The sequence below is a fragment of the Segatella asaccharophila genome, assembly GCF_054687055.1.
In genome coordinates, this window is record NZ_BAACAN010000002.1 from 153,294 (window position 1) to 174,572 (window position 21,279).

17 protein-coding genes are annotated in these 21,279 nt (G+C 47.8%); 9 read left to right on the forward strand and 8 right to left on the reverse strand.

Going from position 1 to position 21,279, the window contains the following annotated elements:
• Positions 1-20: 20 nt before the first annotated feature.
• A complete protein-coding gene (gene prmA / locus ACYRYG_RS01955) occupies positions 21-893 on the reverse strand; it encodes a 50S ribosomal protein L11 methyltransferase (RefSeq protein ID WP_460197452.1) in 873 nt (290 codons plus the stop codon).
• Positions 894-1,039: 146 nt separating this feature from the next.
• Between prmA and ACYRYG_RS01960 the strand changes: the two genes are divergently transcribed.
• The 4 genes from ACYRYG_RS01960 to ACYRYG_RS01975 all read left to right on the forward strand — a co-directional run bounded on the left by ACYRYG_RS01960 (position 1,040) and on the right by ACYRYG_RS01975 (position 5,672).
• On the forward strand, positions 1,040-1,555 hold the full coding sequence (locus tag ACYRYG_RS01960; RefSeq protein ID WP_460197454.1) for a hypothetical protein: 516 nt from the start codon (positions 1,040-1,042) through the stop codon (positions 1,553-1,555).
• Positions 1,482-2,018: a hypothetical protein gene (locus ACYRYG_RS01965; protein ID WP_460197455.1), complete on the forward strand. Its 537-nt coding sequence runs from the start codon at positions 1,482-1,484 to the stop codon at positions 2,016-2,018. Before ACYRYG_RS01960 ends, ACYRYG_RS01965 begins: the two co-directional genes overlap by 74 nt.
• A gap of 48 nt (positions 2,019-2,066) precedes the next feature.
• A complete protein-coding gene (locus ACYRYG_RS01970) occupies positions 2,067-3,632 on the forward strand; it encodes an OmpP1/FadL family transporter (protein WP_293416695.1) in 1,566 nt (521 codons plus the stop codon).
• Positions 3,633-4,187: 555 nt separating this feature from the next.
• On the forward strand, positions 4,188-5,672 hold the full coding sequence (locus tag ACYRYG_RS01975; RefSeq protein WP_294075440.1) for a glycoside hydrolase family 10-like protein: 1,485 nt from the start codon (positions 4,188-4,190) through the stop codon (positions 5,670-5,672).
• Positions 5,673-5,724: 52 nt separating this feature from the next.
• On the opposite strand, the gene ACYRYG_RS01980 is transcribed toward ACYRYG_RS01975, so the two are convergent.
• The 4 genes from ACYRYG_RS01980 to ACYRYG_RS01995 form a co-directional block, all read right to left on the reverse strand.
• Complete coding sequence (locus tag ACYRYG_RS01980; protein WP_460197457.1) at positions 5,725-7,623, reverse strand: RecQ family ATP-dependent DNA helicase; 1,899 nt, start codon at positions 7,621-7,623, stop codon at positions 5,725-5,727.
• A 35-nt stretch (positions 7,624-7,658) separates the two neighbouring features.
• Positions 7,659-9,416 (reverse strand): single-stranded-DNA-specific exonuclease RecJ, encoded by a 1,758-nt coding sequence (gene recJ, locus ACYRYG_RS01985; protein WP_293418005.1) that lies wholly within the window; start codon positions 9,414-9,416, stop codon positions 7,659-7,661.
• A gap of 88 nt (positions 9,417-9,504) precedes the next feature.
• Positions 9,505-10,707, reverse strand: a complete 1,203-nt coding sequence (locus ACYRYG_RS01990) for a C1 family peptidase (protein WP_293422521.1) — start codon at positions 10,705-10,707, stop codon at positions 9,505-9,507.
• A 117-nt stretch (positions 10,708-10,824) separates the two neighbouring features.
• Complete coding sequence (locus ACYRYG_RS01995) at positions 10,825-12,234, reverse strand: aminopeptidase P family protein (RefSeq protein WP_460197483.1); 1,410 nt, start codon at positions 12,232-12,234, stop codon at positions 10,825-10,827.
• 124 nt (positions 12,235-12,358) lie between these two features.
• On the opposite strand from ACYRYG_RS01995, the gene ACYRYG_RS02000 reads away from it, so the two are divergent.
• Positions 12,359-13,222: a patatin-like phospholipase family protein gene (locus ACYRYG_RS02000; RefSeq protein WP_293418001.1), complete on the forward strand. Its 864-nt coding sequence runs from the start codon at positions 12,359-12,361 to the stop codon at positions 13,220-13,222.
• Positions 13,223-13,319: 97 nt separating this feature from the next.
• Here the strand turns inward: ACYRYG_RS02000 and trmD are convergent, their stop codons facing one another.
• A complete protein-coding gene (gene trmD / locus ACYRYG_RS02005) occupies positions 13,320-14,051 on the reverse strand; it encodes a tRNA (guanosine(37)-N1)-methyltransferase TrmD (RefSeq protein WP_293425455.1) in 732 nt (243 codons plus the stop codon).
• A gap of 136 nt (positions 14,052-14,187) precedes the next feature.
• On the opposite strand from trmD, the gene ACYRYG_RS02010 reads away from it, so the two are divergent.
• Positions 14,188-14,925 carry a DUF5020 family protein gene (locus tag ACYRYG_RS02010; RefSeq protein WP_293417997.1) on the forward strand — a complete coding sequence of 246 codons (738 nt, stop codon included), beginning with the start codon at positions 14,188-14,190 and terminating at the stop codon, positions 14,923-14,925.
• A 14-nt stretch (positions 14,926-14,939) separates the two neighbouring features.
• On the opposite strand, the gene ligA is transcribed toward ACYRYG_RS02010, so the two are convergent.
• The gene (gene ligA / locus ACYRYG_RS02015) at positions 14,940-16,916 is read right to left on the reverse strand and encodes an NAD-dependent DNA ligase LigA (protein WP_460197459.1); all 1,977 of its coding nucleotides are present in this window, start codon (positions 16,914-16,916) and stop codon (positions 14,940-14,942) included.
• A gap of 127 nt (positions 16,917-17,043) precedes the next feature.
• Between ligA and coaW the strand changes: the two genes are divergently transcribed.
• Both coaW and ACYRYG_RS02025 read left to right on the forward strand, forming a co-directional pair.
• Entirely contained in the window at positions 17,044-17,907 is an 864-nt protein-coding gene (gene coaW, locus ACYRYG_RS02020; protein ID WP_293417995.1) for a type II pantothenate kinase, read from the forward strand.
• A 63-nt stretch (positions 17,908-17,970) separates the two neighbouring features.
• Entirely contained in the window at positions 17,971-19,200 is a 1,230-nt protein-coding gene (locus ACYRYG_RS02025; protein WP_460197460.1) for an L-serine ammonia-lyase, read from the forward strand.
• Positions 19,201-19,216: 16 nt separating this feature from the next.
• On the opposite strand, the gene pheS is transcribed toward ACYRYG_RS02025, so the two are convergent.
• On the reverse strand, positions 19,217-20,257 hold the full coding sequence (gene pheS, locus ACYRYG_RS02030) for a phenylalanine--tRNA ligase subunit alpha (RefSeq protein ID WP_293417991.1): 1,041 nt from the start codon (positions 20,255-20,257) through the stop codon (positions 19,217-19,219).
• A gap of 146 nt (positions 20,258-20,403) precedes the next feature.
• Here pheS and ACYRYG_RS02035 point away from each other — a divergent pair, with 146 nt between their 5' ends.
• Positions 20,404-21,258 carry a DUF4348 domain-containing protein gene (locus ACYRYG_RS02035; RefSeq protein ID WP_293417989.1) on the forward strand — a complete coding sequence of 285 codons (855 nt, stop codon included), beginning with the start codon at positions 20,404-20,406 and terminating at the stop codon, positions 21,256-21,258.
• Positions 21,259-21,279 lie beyond the last annotated feature (21 nt).

Consider the following 21,279-nt stretch of genomic DNA (forward strand, 5'->3'; position numbering starts at 1 on the left):
TATTTGCCGTCTTCCGTCCTTCAGGGGAGCCTGAAAGAGAGGCAGGCCCATTCCCCATCGTTTCGCTGCTGCTCCCTTTCGAGTCCTGATTGGCTGGCTTTTCTCAAGAGGACAGGTATATCGGAGAGATAGAATCCACTGATCGCTAAAACTCCTCCCGCTTTCATGACAGACTTGAATACGGGCATGTCCTGCAATAGGATATTGCGGTGAATGTTTGCAAGGACACAGTCGAATTTTTCGTTAATCTTCCGGAGAATACCGGAATCGCCCTGCAGAACTTTCAGATTACGGATTCCGTTGATCTCTGCATTGTGTCTTGCATTCCTTACGCTCCAGTCGTCAATATCGTAACCGACGGCTTCTTCTGCACCCATCTTTAATGCTGCTATCCCCAGGATGCCTGTCCCGCAACCACAGTCCAGGACCCTCTTCCCGTTTAAGTCCATTTGCAATAAGGTTGAGAGCATCATGCGTGTGGTCGTATGCGTGCCGGTTCCGAATGCCTGTATGGCATCAATGCCGATCTCGATGTGATCAGATGAGATTCCCGGATGAGGATCTCTGTGATGTCTGGCATCATATATAAGTATGGTGTCATCAACAGTGATCGGCTCGAAACCGCTGTCTTCCCAGTCCTTGTTCCAGTCTTTATCTTCTATCCGACGGGTCTGGTAACTGATGTTAACCCCTTTGACCGGCAGCGTCTGGAGGTCCCGGATCAATTCCGTTTCATCAAATCGTTGTTCCTGGACATAACCGTCAATGCCTGCCGGAGTATTGACAAAGGATTCAAAACCTGCCGGAGTCACGGCGTCTGCAAGAAGATCCCTGACGGTCTGGAAGAGAGCTTCTGGACTTTGTATGCGAAAATGAGTTACTAAATATTCCATATCAATGTTAAATTCTTATTGCAAATATATAAAAAATAGGGAAAAACCTACTTCCATTTAGGGTTTTTCTGTACTTTTGTAGCATACAAAGTTTTATCTTTGTAATGAAAATAAAATAAAAATTATTCATCAAAATAGGAGTAAATATGAAAAGGATAGTTCTTATAGCTCTTCTTGCAGGCCTGGTGCCGATGTCCATGATGGCTCAGGACGACCTTTACTTTTCTCCTTCAAAGGAGAAGAGGGCAGAGAAAGCCATTCGTCCACAAAATACTGATCCGATGGCCGATAATTACTGGTCGGGGTCCAGGAGAAATACGGACGAATACAATCGTGATGGACATTTCGGGAGCAGTTACCAGAATGTCGGTAAGGACTCCCTGGGAAACGATATTGTAATGTTTGACAGGGGCATGCATCCGGATACAACCTATATAGATACTGCCTTTGCCGATGAATATGGTCCTGGTGATGAGGATTATAGATATGCCCGGGACATGAGCCGCTGGGATGGATATTATGATCCATGGCTGTACGATGAATATGGCTGGGGACCTTATTACTGGCGTGCTCCCTACTGGGCATGGAATGATCCCTGGTTCGGGGATTACTACTGGGGGCGATCCCTGGTTCTATGGAGATTACTGGGGAGGCTGGTATAATCCCTGGTATTACGGCTATGGCTGGGGTGGCTGGTACAACCCCTGGTACTATAATTATTGGGGCGGCCCGTGGTATGGCTACTGGGGCCCGACTTATGTTTATGATAACCGTGACTATGGTCACATGGGCGGTTTGACGGGTGGCCGGAACTGGAGCCGTGCTGATGACAGAGGCGGTTCTGGCAACTTTGGACGTTCCGGCAACTATAACTCGAATTACCGTACTTATACGTCCGGGCGCTCTCATTCTTTCGGTGGCAGAAGTTATAATAATACCACCAACTCCGATCGTAATTACAGTTCCAGCCGCAGCATGCCTTCCAATTCATTTGGAAACAGCAGTTTTGGCGGAAGTCGTTCCGGTGGCAGTTTCGGAAGTGGCAGCTTTAGTGGCGGTGGCTTCGGCGGTGGTCATTCCGGTGGCGGCTTCAGTGGTGGTCACTTCGGAAGTGGCAGAAGATAAACAGACGTTTTAGTAAATCCTTTATGACGTTTTAGTAAATTCTTTATAATGAAAACGAAATATATTTTAGCGGCTTTGGTGCTGGGAGCGGTACCGGCCGCTGCTCAGGAGACTTATCAGGATGCTAAATTGATGGAAACGGACCTGAATGGGACTGCCCGGTATATCGGTATGGGGGGTGCCATGGAGGCATTGGGAGCAGATATTTCAACTATTTCTTCCAACCCTGCAGGTATCGGCTTATTCCGAAAAAATGTGGTGAACCTGACGGGGGGAATGGTTATGCAGTCGGATGCCAAGACCCATTTCAGTGCCAATGGCATCAATGATTTCCATTTTAACGGTCATTCAAATCTTCCGAGTTTTGACCAGGGTGGCTTCGTATGGTCATCGCGGACAGGCATGGATTCGTATTTGAACTTTGGTTTTAACTATCATAAGAGTCGTAATTTTGATCAGATCCTCAGCGCTGCAAATACGTTGAGCAATGCGTCACAGAACAAACTTACGGCCATCAAGGACCGTAACCTGCCGGCAAATGCGGACTGGGCGTGGAATGGCGTGGATCATAATTACAGTCAGCTGATGGGTAAAAGCTCGGATGGATACCTGGATTACCTGAATGGCTCTGCTTATGCGTTCGGACAGTATGCTCATGGATATATCGGGGAATATGACTTTAATATCAGCGGTAACATTCATGACCGTATCTTCCTGGGTCTGACTTTCGGCGTACATGATGTCCACTTTAACAGCCAGAGCTATTATACGGAGAATCTCGAACAGAGTGCTATCTCTGAAGACTGGGAGCATCTGCGTATCACCGGAACGGGATATGATGCAAAGTTTGGTGCAATCTTTCGGCCTATAGAAAATTCTCCTTTCCGTATCGGTGTCTATATCAGTACTCCGACTTTCTATGATCTGACGCTCAATGGATGGAATGATCTGACGATGACAGGGGTGAAGGATGGTAAGACGGAGAGTGATAGTCCTCAGAATCCGTCTTATGCCGACTATGATTTCAAACTCTATTCTCCCTGGAAGTTCGGTATCTCTCTGGGACATACTATCGGCAACTTCCTCGCTTTAGGAGCTACATACGAATATGCTGATTATGGAAGTATAGATAACCGTATTAATGATGGCAGCTATCAAGACTGGTACGGGAATACCTATGATGATTCCCATAGTGACGGCAGGATGAACGATAATGTGGAGAACGTGCTGAAAGGGGTGAGCACTCTCAAATTTGGTGTTGAGTACAAACCTATACAGAATCTGGCTTTCCGCATCGGGTACAACTATTTATCCCCGATGTTTGATAAGGATGGTATCCGTGACGGCTCCCTCGAGTCTCCGGGGGTGGCCACGGCAATGTCAACAGACTATACCAACTGGAAGAGCACGAACCGCTTTACTTGTGGCGTTGGCTATCAGTTGAACCAGTTCTCAGTTGACCTGGCTTATCAGTACAGTCAGACGAACGGTGACTTCTATCCTTTCATGACCTATACGGGTGCTCAGGATGCCGCTGACAATAATATCGCAACGGCTTCAAAAGTCAACTTGAAACGCAATCAATTGGCTTTGACGTTAGGATACAGGTTCTGAATGATCCCGGTCATCGTGGGAGGAGGGGCGTTCCAGAATCCTGGGTGACTGGATGCCCGAAGATAGAATTCCCGATGCAGACATCATTACCTGCATCGGGTTTTTATTTGCCCGAAAGTGACGGATTCTTCCCGAACATGATCCTTAGGATGAATTTTCTGTTGCCGGGTATTCCTGATCATTTTATAAGGTTGGGCTTTTAACCATCTTATTATGTTTCAGGAATAAAGTGGCTCAAATCATAGGGTTGTTGTTTACAGTATATCTATGATTCTATGGCCTTAAAGTCACAGACCTTGACATCTGATTCAGGGGGGTATAGTCCTTGAGGAGCAATATGCACCATTTTGGGGTACCGAAATGGTGTATATTGGGGGGCGAAATGCACCATCGGCTACAATTGACTATCGTGAGAATCAGTGACTATGATTCTTACTTATCATTAAAACAACAACAATATTATTTGAACCGGTATTCCCTTTTGCAGATACGTGAAGACTTGACTTGCTGAAATGAAAATTTTTATTTACCTTTGCCTGCAACAAAGTATTTGTCATGAAAAAAATAACTCTCTTCCTTTTATTGTGTCTTACCAGTCTGTCCCTTTTCTCTCAGAACAAGAGAGAGTTCCGGGGAGCCTGGATACAATGTGTTAATGGCCAGTTTATCGGCAAGTCCACCGGAGAAATTCAGAAAATGCTCTCCCTTCAATTGGATTCCCTCCAGGCAGATGGCGTCAATGCGATATTCTTTCAGGTACGTCCTGAATGTGACGCCCTGTATGATTCCAAGTTGGAACCGTGGAGTCGTTTTCTTTCCGGCAGACAGGGACAGGCTCCATCCCCTTATTGGGATCCGTTGCAATGGATGATCGGGCAGTGTCATCAGCGGGGGATGGAACTGCATGCCTGGATCAACCCTTTCCGGGCCAAGACCACGACGACACAGGAGTTGTCCAGTAATCATATCGTCATCAGGCGCCCTGATCTGGTTTTCAGTTATGCAGGACAGTTTATCCTGAATCCCGCCTTGCCGGAGGTGAGAGATTATATCTGCAAGGTGGTCGATGGCATTGTCAGCCGTTATGATGTGGACGGTATACATCTTGATGATTATTTCTATCCGTATCCGGCGGCAGGACAGGTCATTCCTGACCAGGAAGAGTTTAATCGGAATCCTGCAGGATTCTCGAATATCGGCGATTGGAGAAGGAACAATGTCAATCTTTTCATCAAGCAACTTTCGGCAACGATTCATCACGAGAAGCCATGGGTGAAATTCGGGGTCAGCCCCTTTGGTATTTACCGGAACCAGAAGAGCTCGCCCACCGGATCGGCAACCAACGGTCTTCAGGACTATGATGATCTTTATGCGGATGTGCTGCTATGGATCAATAAGGGATGGGTGGACTATTGTGTTCCCCAACTTTATTGGCGGATAGGATACCCGGTAGCAGATTATTCCACCTTGATAAAATGGTGGAATCAGTATGCGGGTAACCGGCCATTATATATAGGAGAGAATGTGACCGGAACGGTTCAGTCGGCTGATCCGGAGAATCCGGAATCTAATCAGATGCCGGCAAAATTCCGGTTGCATGCCCAGAACAAGAATGTGGAGGGAACAGTTCTCTGGTATGCCAAGGCGGTAGCTGATAATGTGGGAAATTATGGTCATGTGCTGCGACGCTATTATTGGCGGTACCCGGCCTTGCCTCCGAAGATGCCCTTTCTGGATGATAAGGCCCCGAAGCATCCCAAGAAGGTCAGAATGACCTGGACGGCTAAGGGACCTTTCCTGACCTGGAAGTGCCCGAAAGCGAAGAGATGGGGAGATGTCGTCAACCGTTATGTCGTCTACCGGTTTGAAAAGGGGGAGAAGGTCAACCTCTCTGATCCTTCAAAGATCAAGGTGATTACGTATGGTACGAACTATCCGCTGCCTTACCTTACGGGGAAAACCAAAGTTACTTATGTGGTGACATCCCTGGACCGGGTGGGGAATGAGAGTAAAGGGGCGAAGAAGAAAGTGAAACTTTAATTCTTGTTGTGTCTGGGCATTACTGGTAAAGGGGGAGAGTCATACGATATGATTACTGATGCAGGAAAGATCCTTCAATATGGATGGTCTCTTCGTCGATCAGCTCTTGTAATGCTCCTTTCAGTGCCGTTTCAGTCACATTGAACTGGCGCAGTTCTGTGAGAGGATGTTTCTTCCCGTCAGACAACAGATCCAGGATCATCTGCCGGACAGGGGCCAACCGCTTTTCCGAATAGAGATCCGTCTGATGGGCCAGGCAGACATCACATTGCCCGCAATCCTTGGTGTGTTCCTCCCCAAAATAATGCAGGAGTTGTCTGGAACGACAGATATGGTCATTTTCGGCATAACTCAGCAAAGCACGGATCCGACGGATGTACTGGTCCTTTCTGGTCTCGTATACTTCTTTGGGGATGATGATCTGGTCAGCATCCTCCCGCCTTTGCAGGTAGGTGATATAAGGCGTTTTCTTTTGAGGAATAAAATCGATGATTCCTTGTGCACTTAATGTCTTCAGGACGATATAGACTTGTTGCTGGGTATAGCCCGACTGCTGGGCCAGAAAACTTTCATCAATGTACACGTAATCAGTGAACAGTCCCCCGTAGAGTCTAAGGAGGGCAGTAATGACCCGTTCTTCAGCCTTTTCCCGGTCTTGCAGCCGGTAGAGTTCATCCCTTCCGATCTTGAACATGAGCCGTGCCTGACCGTCGGGCTGACTCTCATAGTGGATGTATCCGGAATGTTCCAGGATGTGAAGGGCAGAATCAACCGGGATCGGAAAATATTTATAAGTATAGCAAAACCGCTCAATGTCAAATTCAAAAGTCCTTCCCGTTCCCGTGCCTGTGGCAATCTGATAGAAATAGGCCAGATGCTCATAGACATCCCTGATATAATCTTTTGGCGGAAAGGTGTTGGCTGCACGCTGCTTCAGTATCCTGTGATCGCTCTGGTTATAGAGCAATACGGCATACGCTTTCCTGCCATCACGGCCGGCACGCCCTGCTTCCTGGAAATAGGCTTCTATGGAGTCGGGGAAATCTGCATGTACGACGCAGCGTACGTCTGCCTTGTCGATCCCCATACCGAATGCGTTTGTGGCCACGATGACCCGGGCTTTCTCTTCCTGCCAGGCTTTCTGCCGTTCATCTTTTGTCGCCGGAGTCAGTCCGGCATGATAATAGGTAGCGCTGATACCTCCATCTGTCAGCAATTTGCAAATCTCCTTGGTTTTTTTCCGGCTTCTCACATATACGATCGCACTGCCTTGAAGGGAAGAGAGGATATGGATCAGTTCTGCATTCTTGTCAGTGGTCTGCCTGACCACGTAAGCCACGTTCTTTCGTTCGAAACTCATGCGGAAGACGTTCTTCTCTCTGAACTGTAGTTTTTCCTGAATGTCATCTACCACTTCCGGCGTCGCTGTAGCTGTCAGGGCGAGGACAGGCACCCCTGGTTTCATCTTTCTGACCTCAGCAATATGAAGATAGGAAGGTCGGAAGTCATATCCCCACTGACTGATGCAGTGGGCCTCGTCCACGGTAATGAGACTGACCCGGATATGACGGAACTTTGCCTGAAAGAGTTCTGAAGAAAGTCGTTCCGGAGAGATATAGAGGATCTTGATCCCCCCGAAGATGCAGTTTTCCAGGATCTGGACAATCTCGTTCCTGGATCTTCCTGAATAGATGGCATCAGCGCGGATCCCTCTTTGGCGGAGGTGCATGACCTGGTCTTTCATCAAGGCGATGAGTGGTGTGATGACGATACATACCCCTTCCTGGGCCAGTGCCGGAATCTGGAAAGTAATGGATTTTCCGCCTCCTGTCGGCATCAGCCCTAAAGTATCCTTTCCTGAACAGATACTTTCTATGATGGGTCTCTGGATACCCCGGAAGTCGGAATATCCCCAATACCGTCTGAGTAAATCGAGATATTTATCGGTCATATACCTTTCTCCGAAAGATGCTGTTTTCAGAAGATTTACTGCTCTACAAGATCATCAGCCGAAGGCCGGATGTCTTCTATCTGGAGCTGTACCTGATTGTGCTTGAAAATATTGTCTTCAATGGTATAGGCAATATCGAAACTCCTTTTGCTCTTGATGTATCTTGCGGATGCACTCTGTCCGAAAGCGATGCCATTAAGGACATTGCTCGACTTGGAGTCAACTAATTCTAATTTGATATGTTCCTGATTCCGTCCCACCACTTTGCTGGTTCCATAGTCATATACGCCTATCGTACAGAATATGGGCTTTTCATTCAAAGGGCCGAAGGGAGCGAATTTCTTCAGGTCACATCTTAATTTATGTGTGATATCCTTAAAATCAATGACCCCTTCGATATTGATGATCGGTTCTATCTGCTCGGGTGAGATATGCTCTTCTACGTATTTTTGAAACCGGTCACGGAATTTCTTCACGTTTTCCCATTTCATGTTCAGGGCTGCAGCATAGGGATGCCCTCCGAAACTGGTCATTAGGTCACGGCAGCTTTTGATGGCCTGGTATACATCGAATCCCGGTACACTCCTGGCAGAACCGATAGCGAACTCGCCTGCTTTCGTCGTATCTTTCGTGATGATAATCGTAGGCCGCGTATAGATCTCTGTGAGCCGGGAAGCAACGATGCCGATAATTCCCTTCTTCCAGTTCTCGTTGTAGAGTACGATGGAGGAGCGGTGTACCTGACTATCCAGCCGTGATACAATGTCATTAGCCTCCTTGGTCATTTTCTTATCAATGCCTTTTCGCTGCTCATTGTACTGGTCTATATTCCGTGCCATCTTCAAGGCCGTGTCATAATTTTTCTCCACCAGCAGTTCTACGCTCTCCTTTCCGTTCTCCATACGTCCTGAAGCATTGATCCTCGGCCCTATCTTGTAGACGATGTCGCTCATCGTAATCTCCCGTCCGCTGAGGCCACAGATGTCAATAATGGCTTTCAGGCCGACATTCGGATTTTGGTTCAACCGCTTGAGGCCGTGAAAGGCTAAGATCCTGTTCTCATCTATGACCGGCACGATATCAGCGGCAATGGCTACGGCACAGAAATCCAGCAAGGGGATGAGATGGGAGAATGAAATTCCATTGTTCTTGGCGAATCCCTGCATAAACTTGAATCCGACGCCACATCCGCAGAGGTATTTGAACGGATAAGAGTCGCCGGGCTGGAGAGGATTGAGAACGGGGATGTCGTCCGGCAACTGTTCTTCCGGATCAATGCCGTGATGGTCACAGACAATAATGTCTATATCCTTGCTCCTGGCATAAGGCAGCATCTTCTCAATTGCCTTGAAACTGCAATCCAGGATAATGATGAGTTTGACACCTTCTTCCTTTGCCTTGTCTATTCCGATTTTGGTCAACCCGTAGCCTTCATTGTAACGGTCTGAAATATAGTAGTCAATATTGGAATAGAACTGCTGCAGGAATTTATATACCAGAGCCACGGCCGTGCATCCGTCCACATCATAGTCTCCCCATACGCGGATGCGTTCTTTCCTTCCCATTGCATCATTCAGCCGGTCAACGGCCAGGTCCATATCTTTCATCAGGAAAGGATTGATGAGATCAGCCAGTTGGGGGCGGAAAAACCTCTTGGCTGCGGACTCCGTGTTAATGTCCCGATGGATTAACAGCCGTGCCAGGATAGGACTGATGTTCAGTTTCTCTCCCAGTTCTTTAGCTGTCTTTTCTTGCTCTGATGTAGGTGTTGTGTATTTCCATTTAAAATGCATTTTAATCGTTTTTATTTCTGTGTGTAAAGATACAAAAAAATGCGCAAAGTTGAAAACTTCACGCATTTTTTATGAAATGGATCTTTAATCAAATCCCGAGTTTTTTCCGAATATCTTTAGGAACAGCATTCCTGTTGACCATGAAATCCATCGTCTTGTAAGCGATATAAGCCTTGGTCATATACCATATACCCTTATAGTCTCCATATTTGCCCCAGGAATTCTTGACCATATAATATTCCTTTCCGTTCTGGTCTTTGGCGATGCCGAAGATATGCATTCCATGATCATCCGTAGTCTGCCAGTCATCAAAGGCTTTCTGCCTCATCTCCTGTGTCGGTACGACCTCCGGGGCATTGATGCCTAATGAATCCAGTTTGTCCTTTTTCTTGTCACTGGAGAGTTTGAACCAGTGGTCGGCATCAGTACCGGTCATGGAACGGGCCTTTTTCTCATCCAGAGCGATACCCAGACCTTTACGCGTGAAGCCGTCTTCGGTCACATCACCTCCCCAGGCTATGGTATAACCATTGTTGATCGCATTGTCGATGATCCGGCAGATGTCATCAATAGGGACGTTCCAACTTGGAGCCCAGCGCCAGTTGTCTTGTACCTCTACCGGAAACTCTGTCCAGAAAGGATGGTGGGTATAAGAGGTAAAACTTACATAGTCATTCCAGTTCAGGCCGAGACTTGCTGCAAAACTTTTCGGAGTATAGGATTTGCCCTCATAGACGAAGTGGTCAGGACATTTGCCCAGGTAAGCGTCCAGGATACCTTGCAGTCCGTTGATCCATGCCCCTGAGAGTTTCTTTAAGTTGCTTTTTGCAATTCCGTCAACGTATGGGGTCATTGCCTTGAAAAACTCCCCGAAATCGGCCAGGGAGTCTCCGTATAATGTTCCAGGTGCAGGCATGGCACTTTCCGGGACTATTCCGTAGTGTTCGATGCAATACAACGGATCGTAGGATGAGCCTCCCTCAGAGAAACTGACATCCCCGTGCATGCGCACGCTCATGATCGCACGGTCACGATAGGTCTTATTGGCAACGTACATCTCGCCGAGATCATAGGTCTTCCCCGTCTTCTTCAGAATTTCACTTTCAAAGAAACTCAGGGTAGAGTAGTCCCAGCAGGTGCCGCTTCTGTTCTGGTCCTTGATGCTTGTAATCGGGTTCTCCTTGATTACCGTAAAGACAGGTTTGTTCTTGTTGACTGAATCTTTTGTTACCTTGGCATTCGCTCCTGTGGCAAATAGAGCCAGGAGCGCGAAAGCTAATACTTTTTTCATCTTTTTCGTCTTTTTATAATTGTTGATGGATGTTAATAGGATGTCAGTTGATACACATCCCTACTGACTGTCAGACCATTCTCCGGCAGTACTCTATAGGAAGGAAAAGGGGGATGGTTATTCCTTGATATTGTTTGCCATGAAGGCTTCTATATCTTTTGGATGATAAGGGATACGGTCCTTTCCCAGGAATCTGCAACCGTCCTTGGTGATGAGGACATCATCCTCAATACGGATTCCTCCGAAATCCTTATAAGTCTCGAGTTTGTCAAAATTGATGAACTCCTTACAATGGCCACTTGCTTTCCAGTCATCGATCAGAGCGGGGATAAAATAGATGCCCGGTTCATCGGTCACGATAAACCCCTCTTTCAGTCGGCGCCCCATCCTGAGGCAGTTGGTCCCGAATTGTTCGAGATTGGGTCTGGTTTCTTCATCAAACCCGACGTGGGTCTGCCCTAAGCTTTCCATGTCATGGACATCCATGCCCATCATGTGTCCCAGGCCATGAGGCAGGAACATGGCGTGGGCTCCGGCCTTGACGGCTGCTTCAGTATCCCCTTTCATCAATCCTAACTCCTTGAGTCTTTCGGTCATCAGTTTGCAAATGGAGAAATGCACATCCATCCATTTCACCCCGGGTCTGGCAATTTTCAGGGTATAGTCGTGGCAGGCTTCTACGATAGAGTAGATTTCCAGTTGCCGCTGTGTAAACCGTCCGTTTACCGGATAGGTGCGGGTGTTGTCAGAACAATAATTATGAATGGTTTCAGCTCCGGCGTCACAAAGGACCAGGCGCCCGGATTCCAGTTGGCTCATGGACGGGTTGCCGTGCATGATTTCCCCGTGTTGTGAATAGATGGTCGGGAAGCTGACCATGGCACCGTATGATTCTGCTATTCCGGTGACTTGTCCTCCGATATATTTCTCCGTTATTCCAGGGCGTGTCAGGCGCATGGCAGTCGTATGCATCTTGTATCCGATTGCCGCTGCCCGTTCCAGTTCTTCTATTTCTTCAGGAGATTTTGTTGACCGCTGGCTGACCACTGCCTGGATCAGGTCGATGCTTGCTTCATCCTGTTGCTGGTTAGGATGGATACCCAGCAGATCAAATATCTGGAGCTTTATATCATACCGGTAAGGAGGAAGGAAATGTATCTTCCGCTTTTCGATGAGTGCCTGGTGACAGATCGTCTGGAGCTCTTTCATCGGGGCAGAACACTTTACTCCTGCCTGTTCAGCCATATCCTGTACACTGTCCACACTGCCATACCACACAATATCATCGATGCCGATGTCATTGCCGATCAGCGTTTCCTTGTCGTTGTCGATGTCAATTACTCCTACGAGGCCATCTCTGTTTAATCCGAAATAATAGAGGAAGGTTGAATCCTGACGGAAAGGATAATAACCGTTTGCAGGGAAGTTGCACGGGGCCTCGTTATTCCCAAATAAAAGGACAACGCCATTTTTGACAAGGGTCTTCAACTCTTTCCGGCGCTGTATATAAGTTTTTTTATTAAACAACATATTTTAATTACTTTCTCAATATTACTACGCAAAAGTACACATTTTTAACTGAAAAAGTGTTATATTTGCAACAAATATTGAATAATAGATTGAAATTTATAAATTATTAGCGTTTGATCTTATGGAGATAATCAGGAATACAGGACTGGTCTTGGAGGGTGGAGGCATGAGAGGTGTCTTTACAAGTGGGGTCCTGGATGCTTTCATGAAGCATGGTCTGTATTTCAAATATATTGTAGCTGTTTCTGCGGGAGCATGTAACGGGATGTCATACGTGTCACGGCAGCCGCGGCGGGCACGTATCTCAGACATTGACTATCTTGCCCGTTATAATTATATCGGTCTCCGGCATTTGGTGACGCAGGGATGTATCTTTGACCAGAAGCTCCTTTATGATCAGTTTCCTAATCAGTTGCTGCCCTTTGATTTCGATACCTTCTTCAATTATTCAGCAGGTTTTGAAATGGTAACGACCAATTGTCTTACGGGGAGAAACTTGTATCTGACGGAGACTTCCGACAAGCAGAGGGCCTTGGATATTGTCCGTGCTTCCAGTTCGCTGCCTTATGTCAGTAAGATTGTTCATGTGGACGGCGTGCCGATGCTGGATGGGGGAATAGTGGATTCTATTCCGGTCATGCGGTCCATCAGCACGGGGCATCGGCGGAATGTGGTGATCCTGACCCGAAATAAGGGGTGGAGGGATGACAGCAAGGATAGGAAAGTGCCCTATTTTATATATAAGAATTATCCCCGGCTGCGGGTTGCCTTGAGCAAGCGACATGTGTCTTATAATGAGCAACTCCAGATGGTGGATGACCTGGAAGCTGCTGGGCAGATTACCTGTGTCCGTCCGCAACGGCCTATGGAGGTGAAACGGATAGAGAAGGACACGGATAAACTGGAGCGTCTGTATGAGGAGGGTTTCTCTATGGGTGAGGTATTCTGTTCCCGCCAGGCGGCAGGGGATATCGAATTAGACTGAAAAGGACGGGCTGCTGGCAAGACCGGCTTTCTTGTCTGATCATAGTGAAGGGGTGCATGACAGGCCCTTTGAGGGCGTGGCCTTCCTCCGGCAGTTTTTATTCCTGCTCTTTCGGAGAATGGTGGCGCGTCCCGTCGGCTTTTTCCACATCCGTCTTTTTCAACAGGTCAGGGCGGAGCCGCCGGGTTCTGTCTACGGCCTGGTCAAATTCCCATTGCCGGATCTTGGCCTCGTTTCCGCTCAGGAGAATGTCCGGTACTTTCCATCCTTTATAGTCTGCTGGCCTGGTATAGATCGGCGCAGCCAGCAGATCGTCCTGGTAGCAGTCGCTCAGTGCACTTTGCTCATCGCTGATGCTTCCCGGTATGAGCCTTACTATCGCATCCGAAATCACCGCTGCGGCGAGTTCCCCTCCTGTGAGGACATAGTCGCCGATGGATATTTCCTTCGTGATGAGATGGTCCCGGATACGCTGGTCGATGCCTTTATAATGTCCACAGAGAATGATGATGTTATGAAGCAGTGACAGGTCATTGGCCAGATGCTGGTCGAATTGTTCTCCGTCAGGAGAGACGTAGATGACCTCATCATAGTCCCTTTCTGCTTTCAGTGCGGAGATGGCCCGGTCAATGGGTTCACACTGCATGACCATCCCTGCGCTTCCACCGTAAGGATAGTCATCCACTCTTCTCCACTTATCCAGGGTGTAGTCGCGGAGATTATGGAGTTTAATTTCCACAAGGCCTTTTTTCTGTGCCCGTGCCAGAATGGATTCGTCAAGGAATCCTTTGATCATTTCCGGCAGAACGGTGATGATGTCTATTCGCATATTACCGCAAAGGTATGTAAAAAAGGTCTGTTATACAAAAAAGGAAGCTTATTTCATCATTTCTATAAAGAAATCGTCGCCGTTTGTTAAAAAAAATGTAACTTTGTGCCCGATTAATGAATAACTTTAATTTCTAATGAAAAGAATCTTTTCCCTGGCCCTATTGATGGCAGCTTTTATGGGTATGTCTGCTCAGAATATCCAGTTGCATTATGATTTAGGACATTCTCTGGACAAGAGCCTGACTTCAAGGCAGAGTGTGACGACAACGGCCGAACTGTACAAGGCTGACAAGTGGGGCAGCACCTATTCCTTTATTGATATTTATTATCAGAAAGATGGAGTATCGGGGGCGTACTGGGAGTTTGGCCGTGACCTGAACATTACGAAAAACAAGCAGTTTGCTGCTCATCTGGAGTATAATGGAGGATTAAGCTCCAATGAGACGACGTGGCAGGCTACCCGTTTTCAGCATGCTGTCCTGGCGGGTCCGGCATGGAACTGGCACAACAGGGATTATAGTGCCACTTTCACGGTGCAGACCTTATACAAATATTATTTTAGAAGCCGTCATTACGAGGCTCATGCGTATAACAGTTTCCAGTTGACCGAGGTCTGGGGCGTTCAACTTGCCCATCATCTGATCACCCTGTCGGGGTTCTGCGATACGTGGTATGACCCTCATGTCAATGGCAAATGGATCATAACGAGTCAGCCCCAGTGGTGGATTAATCTGAATGCTGTCAGAGGTTGTGAAGTTCCGTTGAGCCTTGGCGGTGAAGTGGAGGTCAGCAACAATTTCGTCTATAATGACTATGGCCGTAACAATCGTTTCTATGCCATTCCGACTTTAGCCCTCAAGTGGACGTTCTGAAGTCCGCCTTCCTGTCAGTGTTCAGAGGCAAATCTCCGTATGAATTCATCTTCCGAAATCACCTCGACTCCCAGTTGGTGTGCTTTCTGATTCTTCCCGCTCGTGGAAGTAATATCATTATTGATCAGGTATGAGGTTGATTTACTTACGGATCCTGTCGCTTTCCCTCCCTGACTTTCTATATAGGCTTTGAGCTCATTCCGGTTTTTATAGTGATAGACATTTCCGGTGATGACGAAGGTCAGGCCCTGGCACCGTTCTCCTTTAGGTTTGCCGTTGTCCTGGGATACGTCAAGAAGATTCCAGAGACGGTCAAATTTTGCCTTGTTGTCCTTGTCCTGGAACCATTTTACGATCTGGGCACTCTTTTCCGGCCCGATGCCGGGGATCAGGGCAAAATGATCATCCTGCACATTTTCAGCTGCCGCTTCCTTGACCAGTTCTTCTATCGGGTAGGTACTCAGCAGTCGGTTACAGACATCTTTCCCGCACAAGGGGATACTCAGCGCGTAGAGGAGATGCCGGGCTTCTACCTTCTGGGAATGCTCGATGGATTGCCGGATATTCATGGCACTTTTGTCTCCGAACCCGTCCATGTTGGCTATTTCTTCAATGTGGTCCTTGAGGTGGTACAGGTCGGCATATTCGTTGACCCATCCCCGATTGATAAATTTATCCAGGGTCTGTTCTGAGATCCCGTCAATATCCATCCCGTCTTTACTGACAAAACGGGCAAACTTCTTCAACTGTTTGGCAGGGCATTTCTGGTTGGTGCAATGCAGGGTTTTCGTGTTGCTGCTCTCACTGATGACGATCTTTGTGGGAGCACCGCAGACCGGACACCGGTCAGGGATGGTCAGTTCTCCTACTTTCTTGTCTACCTGGATGACCTTAGGGATAATCTTGTTCGCCTTGATGACACGGATGACCGTTCCTTTTCCTCCGATGCCCAGTCGTTCACATTCGCTGATATTGCAGAGAGAAGCACGCTTGACCGTTGTCCCTTCCAGGCTGACGGGCTCGAACACGGCAACCGGAGAGATCGTTGAGGTGGCACAGCTCCATTCGATATGGTTGAGGACTGTACGGGCATTCTCGTCCTGCCATTTAAAGGCAAGGCCGGCTCGTGTGGCATGATGCCCGGTGATGGACCCTGTCTGCGAGTAGGCCCAGTCATCGTATGCGATGACCAGTCCGTCTACCGGGTAAGGGTTCTCCCGGTTTGTGACTTTGTGGGTCCACCGTCTGATGGCTTCATCCATATTCTCGCGGGTAGGGGATTGGATATATTCCCGGTCTACTGCCTTCATCCCATTTTTCTCAATCTGATTCATCCGGTCACCCCAGTGCGGCAACTCCTCTTCCGTATAGACGAGAGTGAAAGGAATCCACTGCAGATGCCGCTGCTTCACTTCCAGTGGATCCTTGAGGGTCAGGGAGCCGGAAGCCAGGTTACGGGGGTTGGCGTAGTCTTCATCACTCTCCAGAAGGAATCGTTCGAAATCGTTGTAGGAGATGACACATTCCCCTCGGATCACGGCGTGGCCTTTATAGGGAATGTTCTGGGGGATGCCCCCGATCGACTGTGCAAGATGGGTGATATTCGTTCCGATATGCCCGTTTCCACGTGTAACCACTTTCGTGAGGTGTCCCCCGTCAAAGGTGACTACGAGCGTCAACCCGTCGAGTTTCCAGGAGAGCCATACGGGTTTGCCGCCGGCCCACTTGACCAGATCTTCGGTTTTCTTCGTCTTCGCCAGAGAGAGGGCAGGAAATTCATGAGCTTCTTTCTGCCCGTTGATCTCATCGGCTGAGACATGATTGGTGGGAGAGTCTGCCAGGGTGATCCCCGTCTCTCTCTCCATCTGCCGGAGTTGGTCAAAAAGGTGGTCCCACTCATAATCTGTCATCATTTCCCTCTTGCCATTGTAATAGGCATCGGACGCTTCGTTCAAGCGATCGACGAGTTCCCGCATTTTATTTTCAGCCATCATATTTTCAGAATCTAAATCGACATTCAAAATGGAGGATGAAGGACGACCCTTGAATCCTTGTGCAAAGATAATAAATTTTCCGAAATCATTGGTGCCTGTGATGCAAAATGATTACCTTTGCAGCATGGACAAGAAAATCATTATCGGAATAGATGTCGGAATCTCAACGACGAAGATTGTAGGGATCAACCAGGAGGGAACCGTGATCTCTCCGATGCGTATCACTGCTGCTGATCCGATCACTTCCCTGTATGGGGCTTTCGGGAAATACCTTCATGAAAACAAGATACATCTGGATGAGGTGGAGCATATCAAACTCACGGGGGTAGGCTCTGCTTATATCAATGAAAATATTTACGGGAGACCTACTTCCAAGGCGGAGGAATTTATCGCGGACGGATTAGGGGCCCGCTATGAATCGAACCTGAACAGGATGATCGTCGTCTCCATGGGCACGGGGACCAGTCTGGTCCAGTGTGAGGGGGATGAGATTCGGCATATAGGCGGCATCGGCATTGGTGGAGGAACGCTCGCCGGACTGTGCCGTATCATGTTAAAGACGGATGATATGCGCCAGATAGTGGCTCTGGCTACGGAGGGGAATATTTACAATATCAATCTCTTCATTAAGGATATTTGCGCCAAGCCGCTTCAGGGACTTCCGATGTCTGCGACGGCGAGTCTGTTCAGTAATGCTAAGGCGAATGCTTCGCGGGAAGACATTGCCATAGGACTGATATATATGGTGCTGCAGGCTATCGGGAGCAGCAGTATCCTGAGCAGTCTGAACACGGGTATCCGCGATTTTGTCATGATTGGAAACCTTACCCTCCTGCCTCAGTGCCGGGAGGTTTATCCGGCTATGGAAAAATTATATAATGTCCGTTTCCGTATTCCTAAATACAGTGAGTTCTGTACCGCCATCGGCTCGGCTTTGAGTTATTTGCGGGAAAGGAACCAGGGGACGGCTCTTAAACAAAGTGATTAAGGGGGACAGAGGGACTATTGGACAATGGTTTCTACTGTGGATTGATGGAATAAGAAATAGTGTATGGAATCTTTAAGGGAATTATACAGAATAGGAAAGGGGCCCTCATCCAGTCATACGATGGGCCCTCAGAAGGCGGCACAGATCTTTTTGAAGCGCCATCCTGATGCGGCCGGCTTTGAAGTTACTCTTTACGGTAGTCTGGCTGCTACGGGGAAAGGGCACATGACGGATAAAGTCATCGAAGAGGTGCTGAGTCCTGTTGCACCGGTAAATATAGACTGGCAACCCCAGAAATTCCTGCCTTTTCATCCCAATGGGATGGAGTTTGTTGCCCGTGACCCTGGAGGAAACGTGCTGGAGGACTGGACCGTTTATAGTATTGGCGGGGGTGCCTTGTCTGAAGGAAAAGGGGTGAATGATCCGTTCAGGACGAAGGATATTTATACTATGAACAGCCTGACTGAAATCAGGGACTGGTGCGATCGCAATGGACGAAGTTACTGGGAGTATGTACAACAGTGTGAGGATGTCGGGATCTGGGACTATCTGAGAAAAGTGTGGCTGATGATGCAGGATTCCGTGGAGAGAGGGCTGAATCATGAGGGAGTCCTTCCCGGGCCATTGAATCTCCCCCGGAAGGCTGCAAATTATTACATCAAGGCCAGTGGATATAAACCTTCTCTTCAGAGCCGGGGGATGGTCTTTGCTTATGCCTTGGCGGTGAGTGAGGAGAATGCGTCCGGGGGAATGATCGTTACGGCTCCTACGTGTGGCGCCTGTGGCGTGTTACCTGCCGTGCTCTATCATTGTTACAAGTCACATGCTTTCTCTGAAATCAGAATTCTGCATGCTCTTGCAACAGCTGGACTCATCGGCAATCTGGTTAAGAAAAATGCGTCTATCTCCGGTGCTGACGTCGGTTGCCAAGGGGAAGTGGGGGTGGCTTGCGCCATGGCTTCCGCGGCAGGCTGCCAGCTTTTTGGCGGTAGTCCTGACCAGATCGAATATGCTGCGGAGATGGGACTGGAACATCATCTGGGGATGACCTGTGACCCGGTGTGCGGACTGGTGCAGATCCCTTGCATCGAGAGGAATGCCTTTGCTGCCGCCCGTGCTCTTGATGCTCAACTCTATGCTTCTTTTTCTGACGGTAAGCATTGTGTCTCTTTTGACCATGTGGTCCATGTGATGAAGTTGACAGGGCACGATCTGCCTTCGTTGTATAAGGAGACTTCTGAGGGAGGACTGGCAAAAGAGTATCTGAAAGATAATATGAATTTACAGAAATAAATCTTTTGCCTTCTGATCAATAGACACTTTCAAATTCTTTCAGGAAGTTGACATCATTCTCTGAGAACATTCTCAGATCACTGACTCTGTATTTCAGGTTAGCGATCCGTTCTACTCCCATGCCGAAGGCATAGCCTGTATAGACGGTACTGTCAATACCTCCTGCTTCCAGGACGTTCGGATCCACCATTCCGCAGCCCAGGATCTCAACCCAGCCGGTATGCTTGCAGAATGCGCAACCTTTGCCACCGCAGATATTACAACTGATATCCATCTCTGCACTCGGTTCTGTAAAAGGAAAATAACTCGGGCGCAGCCGTATTTTCGTGTCTGGTCCGAACATCTCACGGGCAAAGGTCAGCAGGACTTGCTTCAGATCCGTAAAACTCACGCCTTTGTCTACATACAGACCTTCTACCTGGTGGAAGAAGCAGTGGGCACGGGCGCTGATGGCTTCATTGCGGTAAACTCTTCCCGGGCATAGGATACGGAAAGGCGGCTGGTGCTCTTCCATGTAGTGTGCCTGGTCTCCTGAGGTATGGGAACGGAGGAGCACATTCTTCGTAACGTCTTTCGGATCACTCTGTTCGATAAAGAAAGTATCCTGCATGTCACGGGCAGGGTGGTCTGCCGCAAAATTCAGTTTCGTAAAGACATGAAGGTCATCATCTATTTCCGGTCCGTCGGCCAGCACGAATCCCATCCTCCCGAATATATCTATAATTTCATTCTTCACGACTGTCAGTGGATGGCGTGTGCCCATGCTGATCGGATAAGCACTGCGCGTCAGGTCTATATCATCACTCGTGGCATTGGCCTCTTCCATCTGGGCCCGGAGGCTGTTGATCTTCTCCGTGGCGGCTTTTTTCAATTCGTTGATCTTGATGCCGACAGATCTTTTCTGGTCCGTGGCTACATTGCGGAAGTCACTCATCAGTGAATTGATTTCACCTTTCTTGCTCAGATACTTCCGCCTGAGCTGCTCAACGTCTTCCACGTTCTTTGCCGAAAGATTATTAACTTCCTTCAGAAGTGTTTCTATCTTATCCAGTATCATGATGCAGTATAAAATTTATAATTTAATTGCAAAGATAAGAAATAAATCGGAAATAGGAGAAGGCTGAAAAAGAATTTCTCTGATATTGTACTCTATTAAGCGGAAAATATGTAATTTTGCGGTATTCATCGTTGTATGTTATAATTATGAGAAAGCTTGTATATTTTTTTATCATTGTTCTGGTGATGGGCGTATTAGGCTTTTCTGTATCTGCCTGTTCTTCCAAAAGGCCCAAGACAGTGGATTCTACGAATATAGACACTCTTGCTAAGGACACTACGGGAGAGGATTCTTCGGAGCAGTTGATTGCTTCGACGCCTATGCCGAAAGCTGCTGATGAATTGTTTGATGATTTTATCTTTAATTTCGCAGCTACCAGGAAGACCCAGCTTAAGCGGATAGTCTTTCCTCTCAAGGTTTACCGTAATGGTAAAATAGCCGGAAAAATAGAACCGGTGCACTGGAAACTGGATCATTTCTTCTTGCGGCAGGATTATTATACGTTGATTTTCGATAATCCGAAGCAGATGGATCTGCCTAAGGATACGACCATTCGTCATGTCATCATCGAGAAAATTTATTTCCGGAAACGTATGGTTAAGCAGTATCTTTTCAACCGGATCAGGGGAAAGTGGATGCTGACTTCTATTAATTTTGCACATTTGTATAAGAATACCAATGCTTCATTCTTGAAATTTTATCAGGTGTTCGCCGCTGACAGTGCTTTTCAGAATCAGCATATTCATAATCCTGTCCGTTTCGTCGGACCGGATCCGGATAATGATTTCTCGACCATGACCGGAGAAATCATCCCTGAACAGTGGCCGGCCTTTGCGCCGAAATTCCCCCAGGGCATGATTTATAATATTATTTATGGTCAGAAATATACGGAAAGCAGCCGGAAAATCTTTGTCATCCGTGGGATAGCCAATGGCCTGGAACAGGAATTTACTTTCCGTAGGATCAGAGGGCGGTGGATGCTGATGAAGATGAACATCTGACGGATGCCGTTATTCCTTACA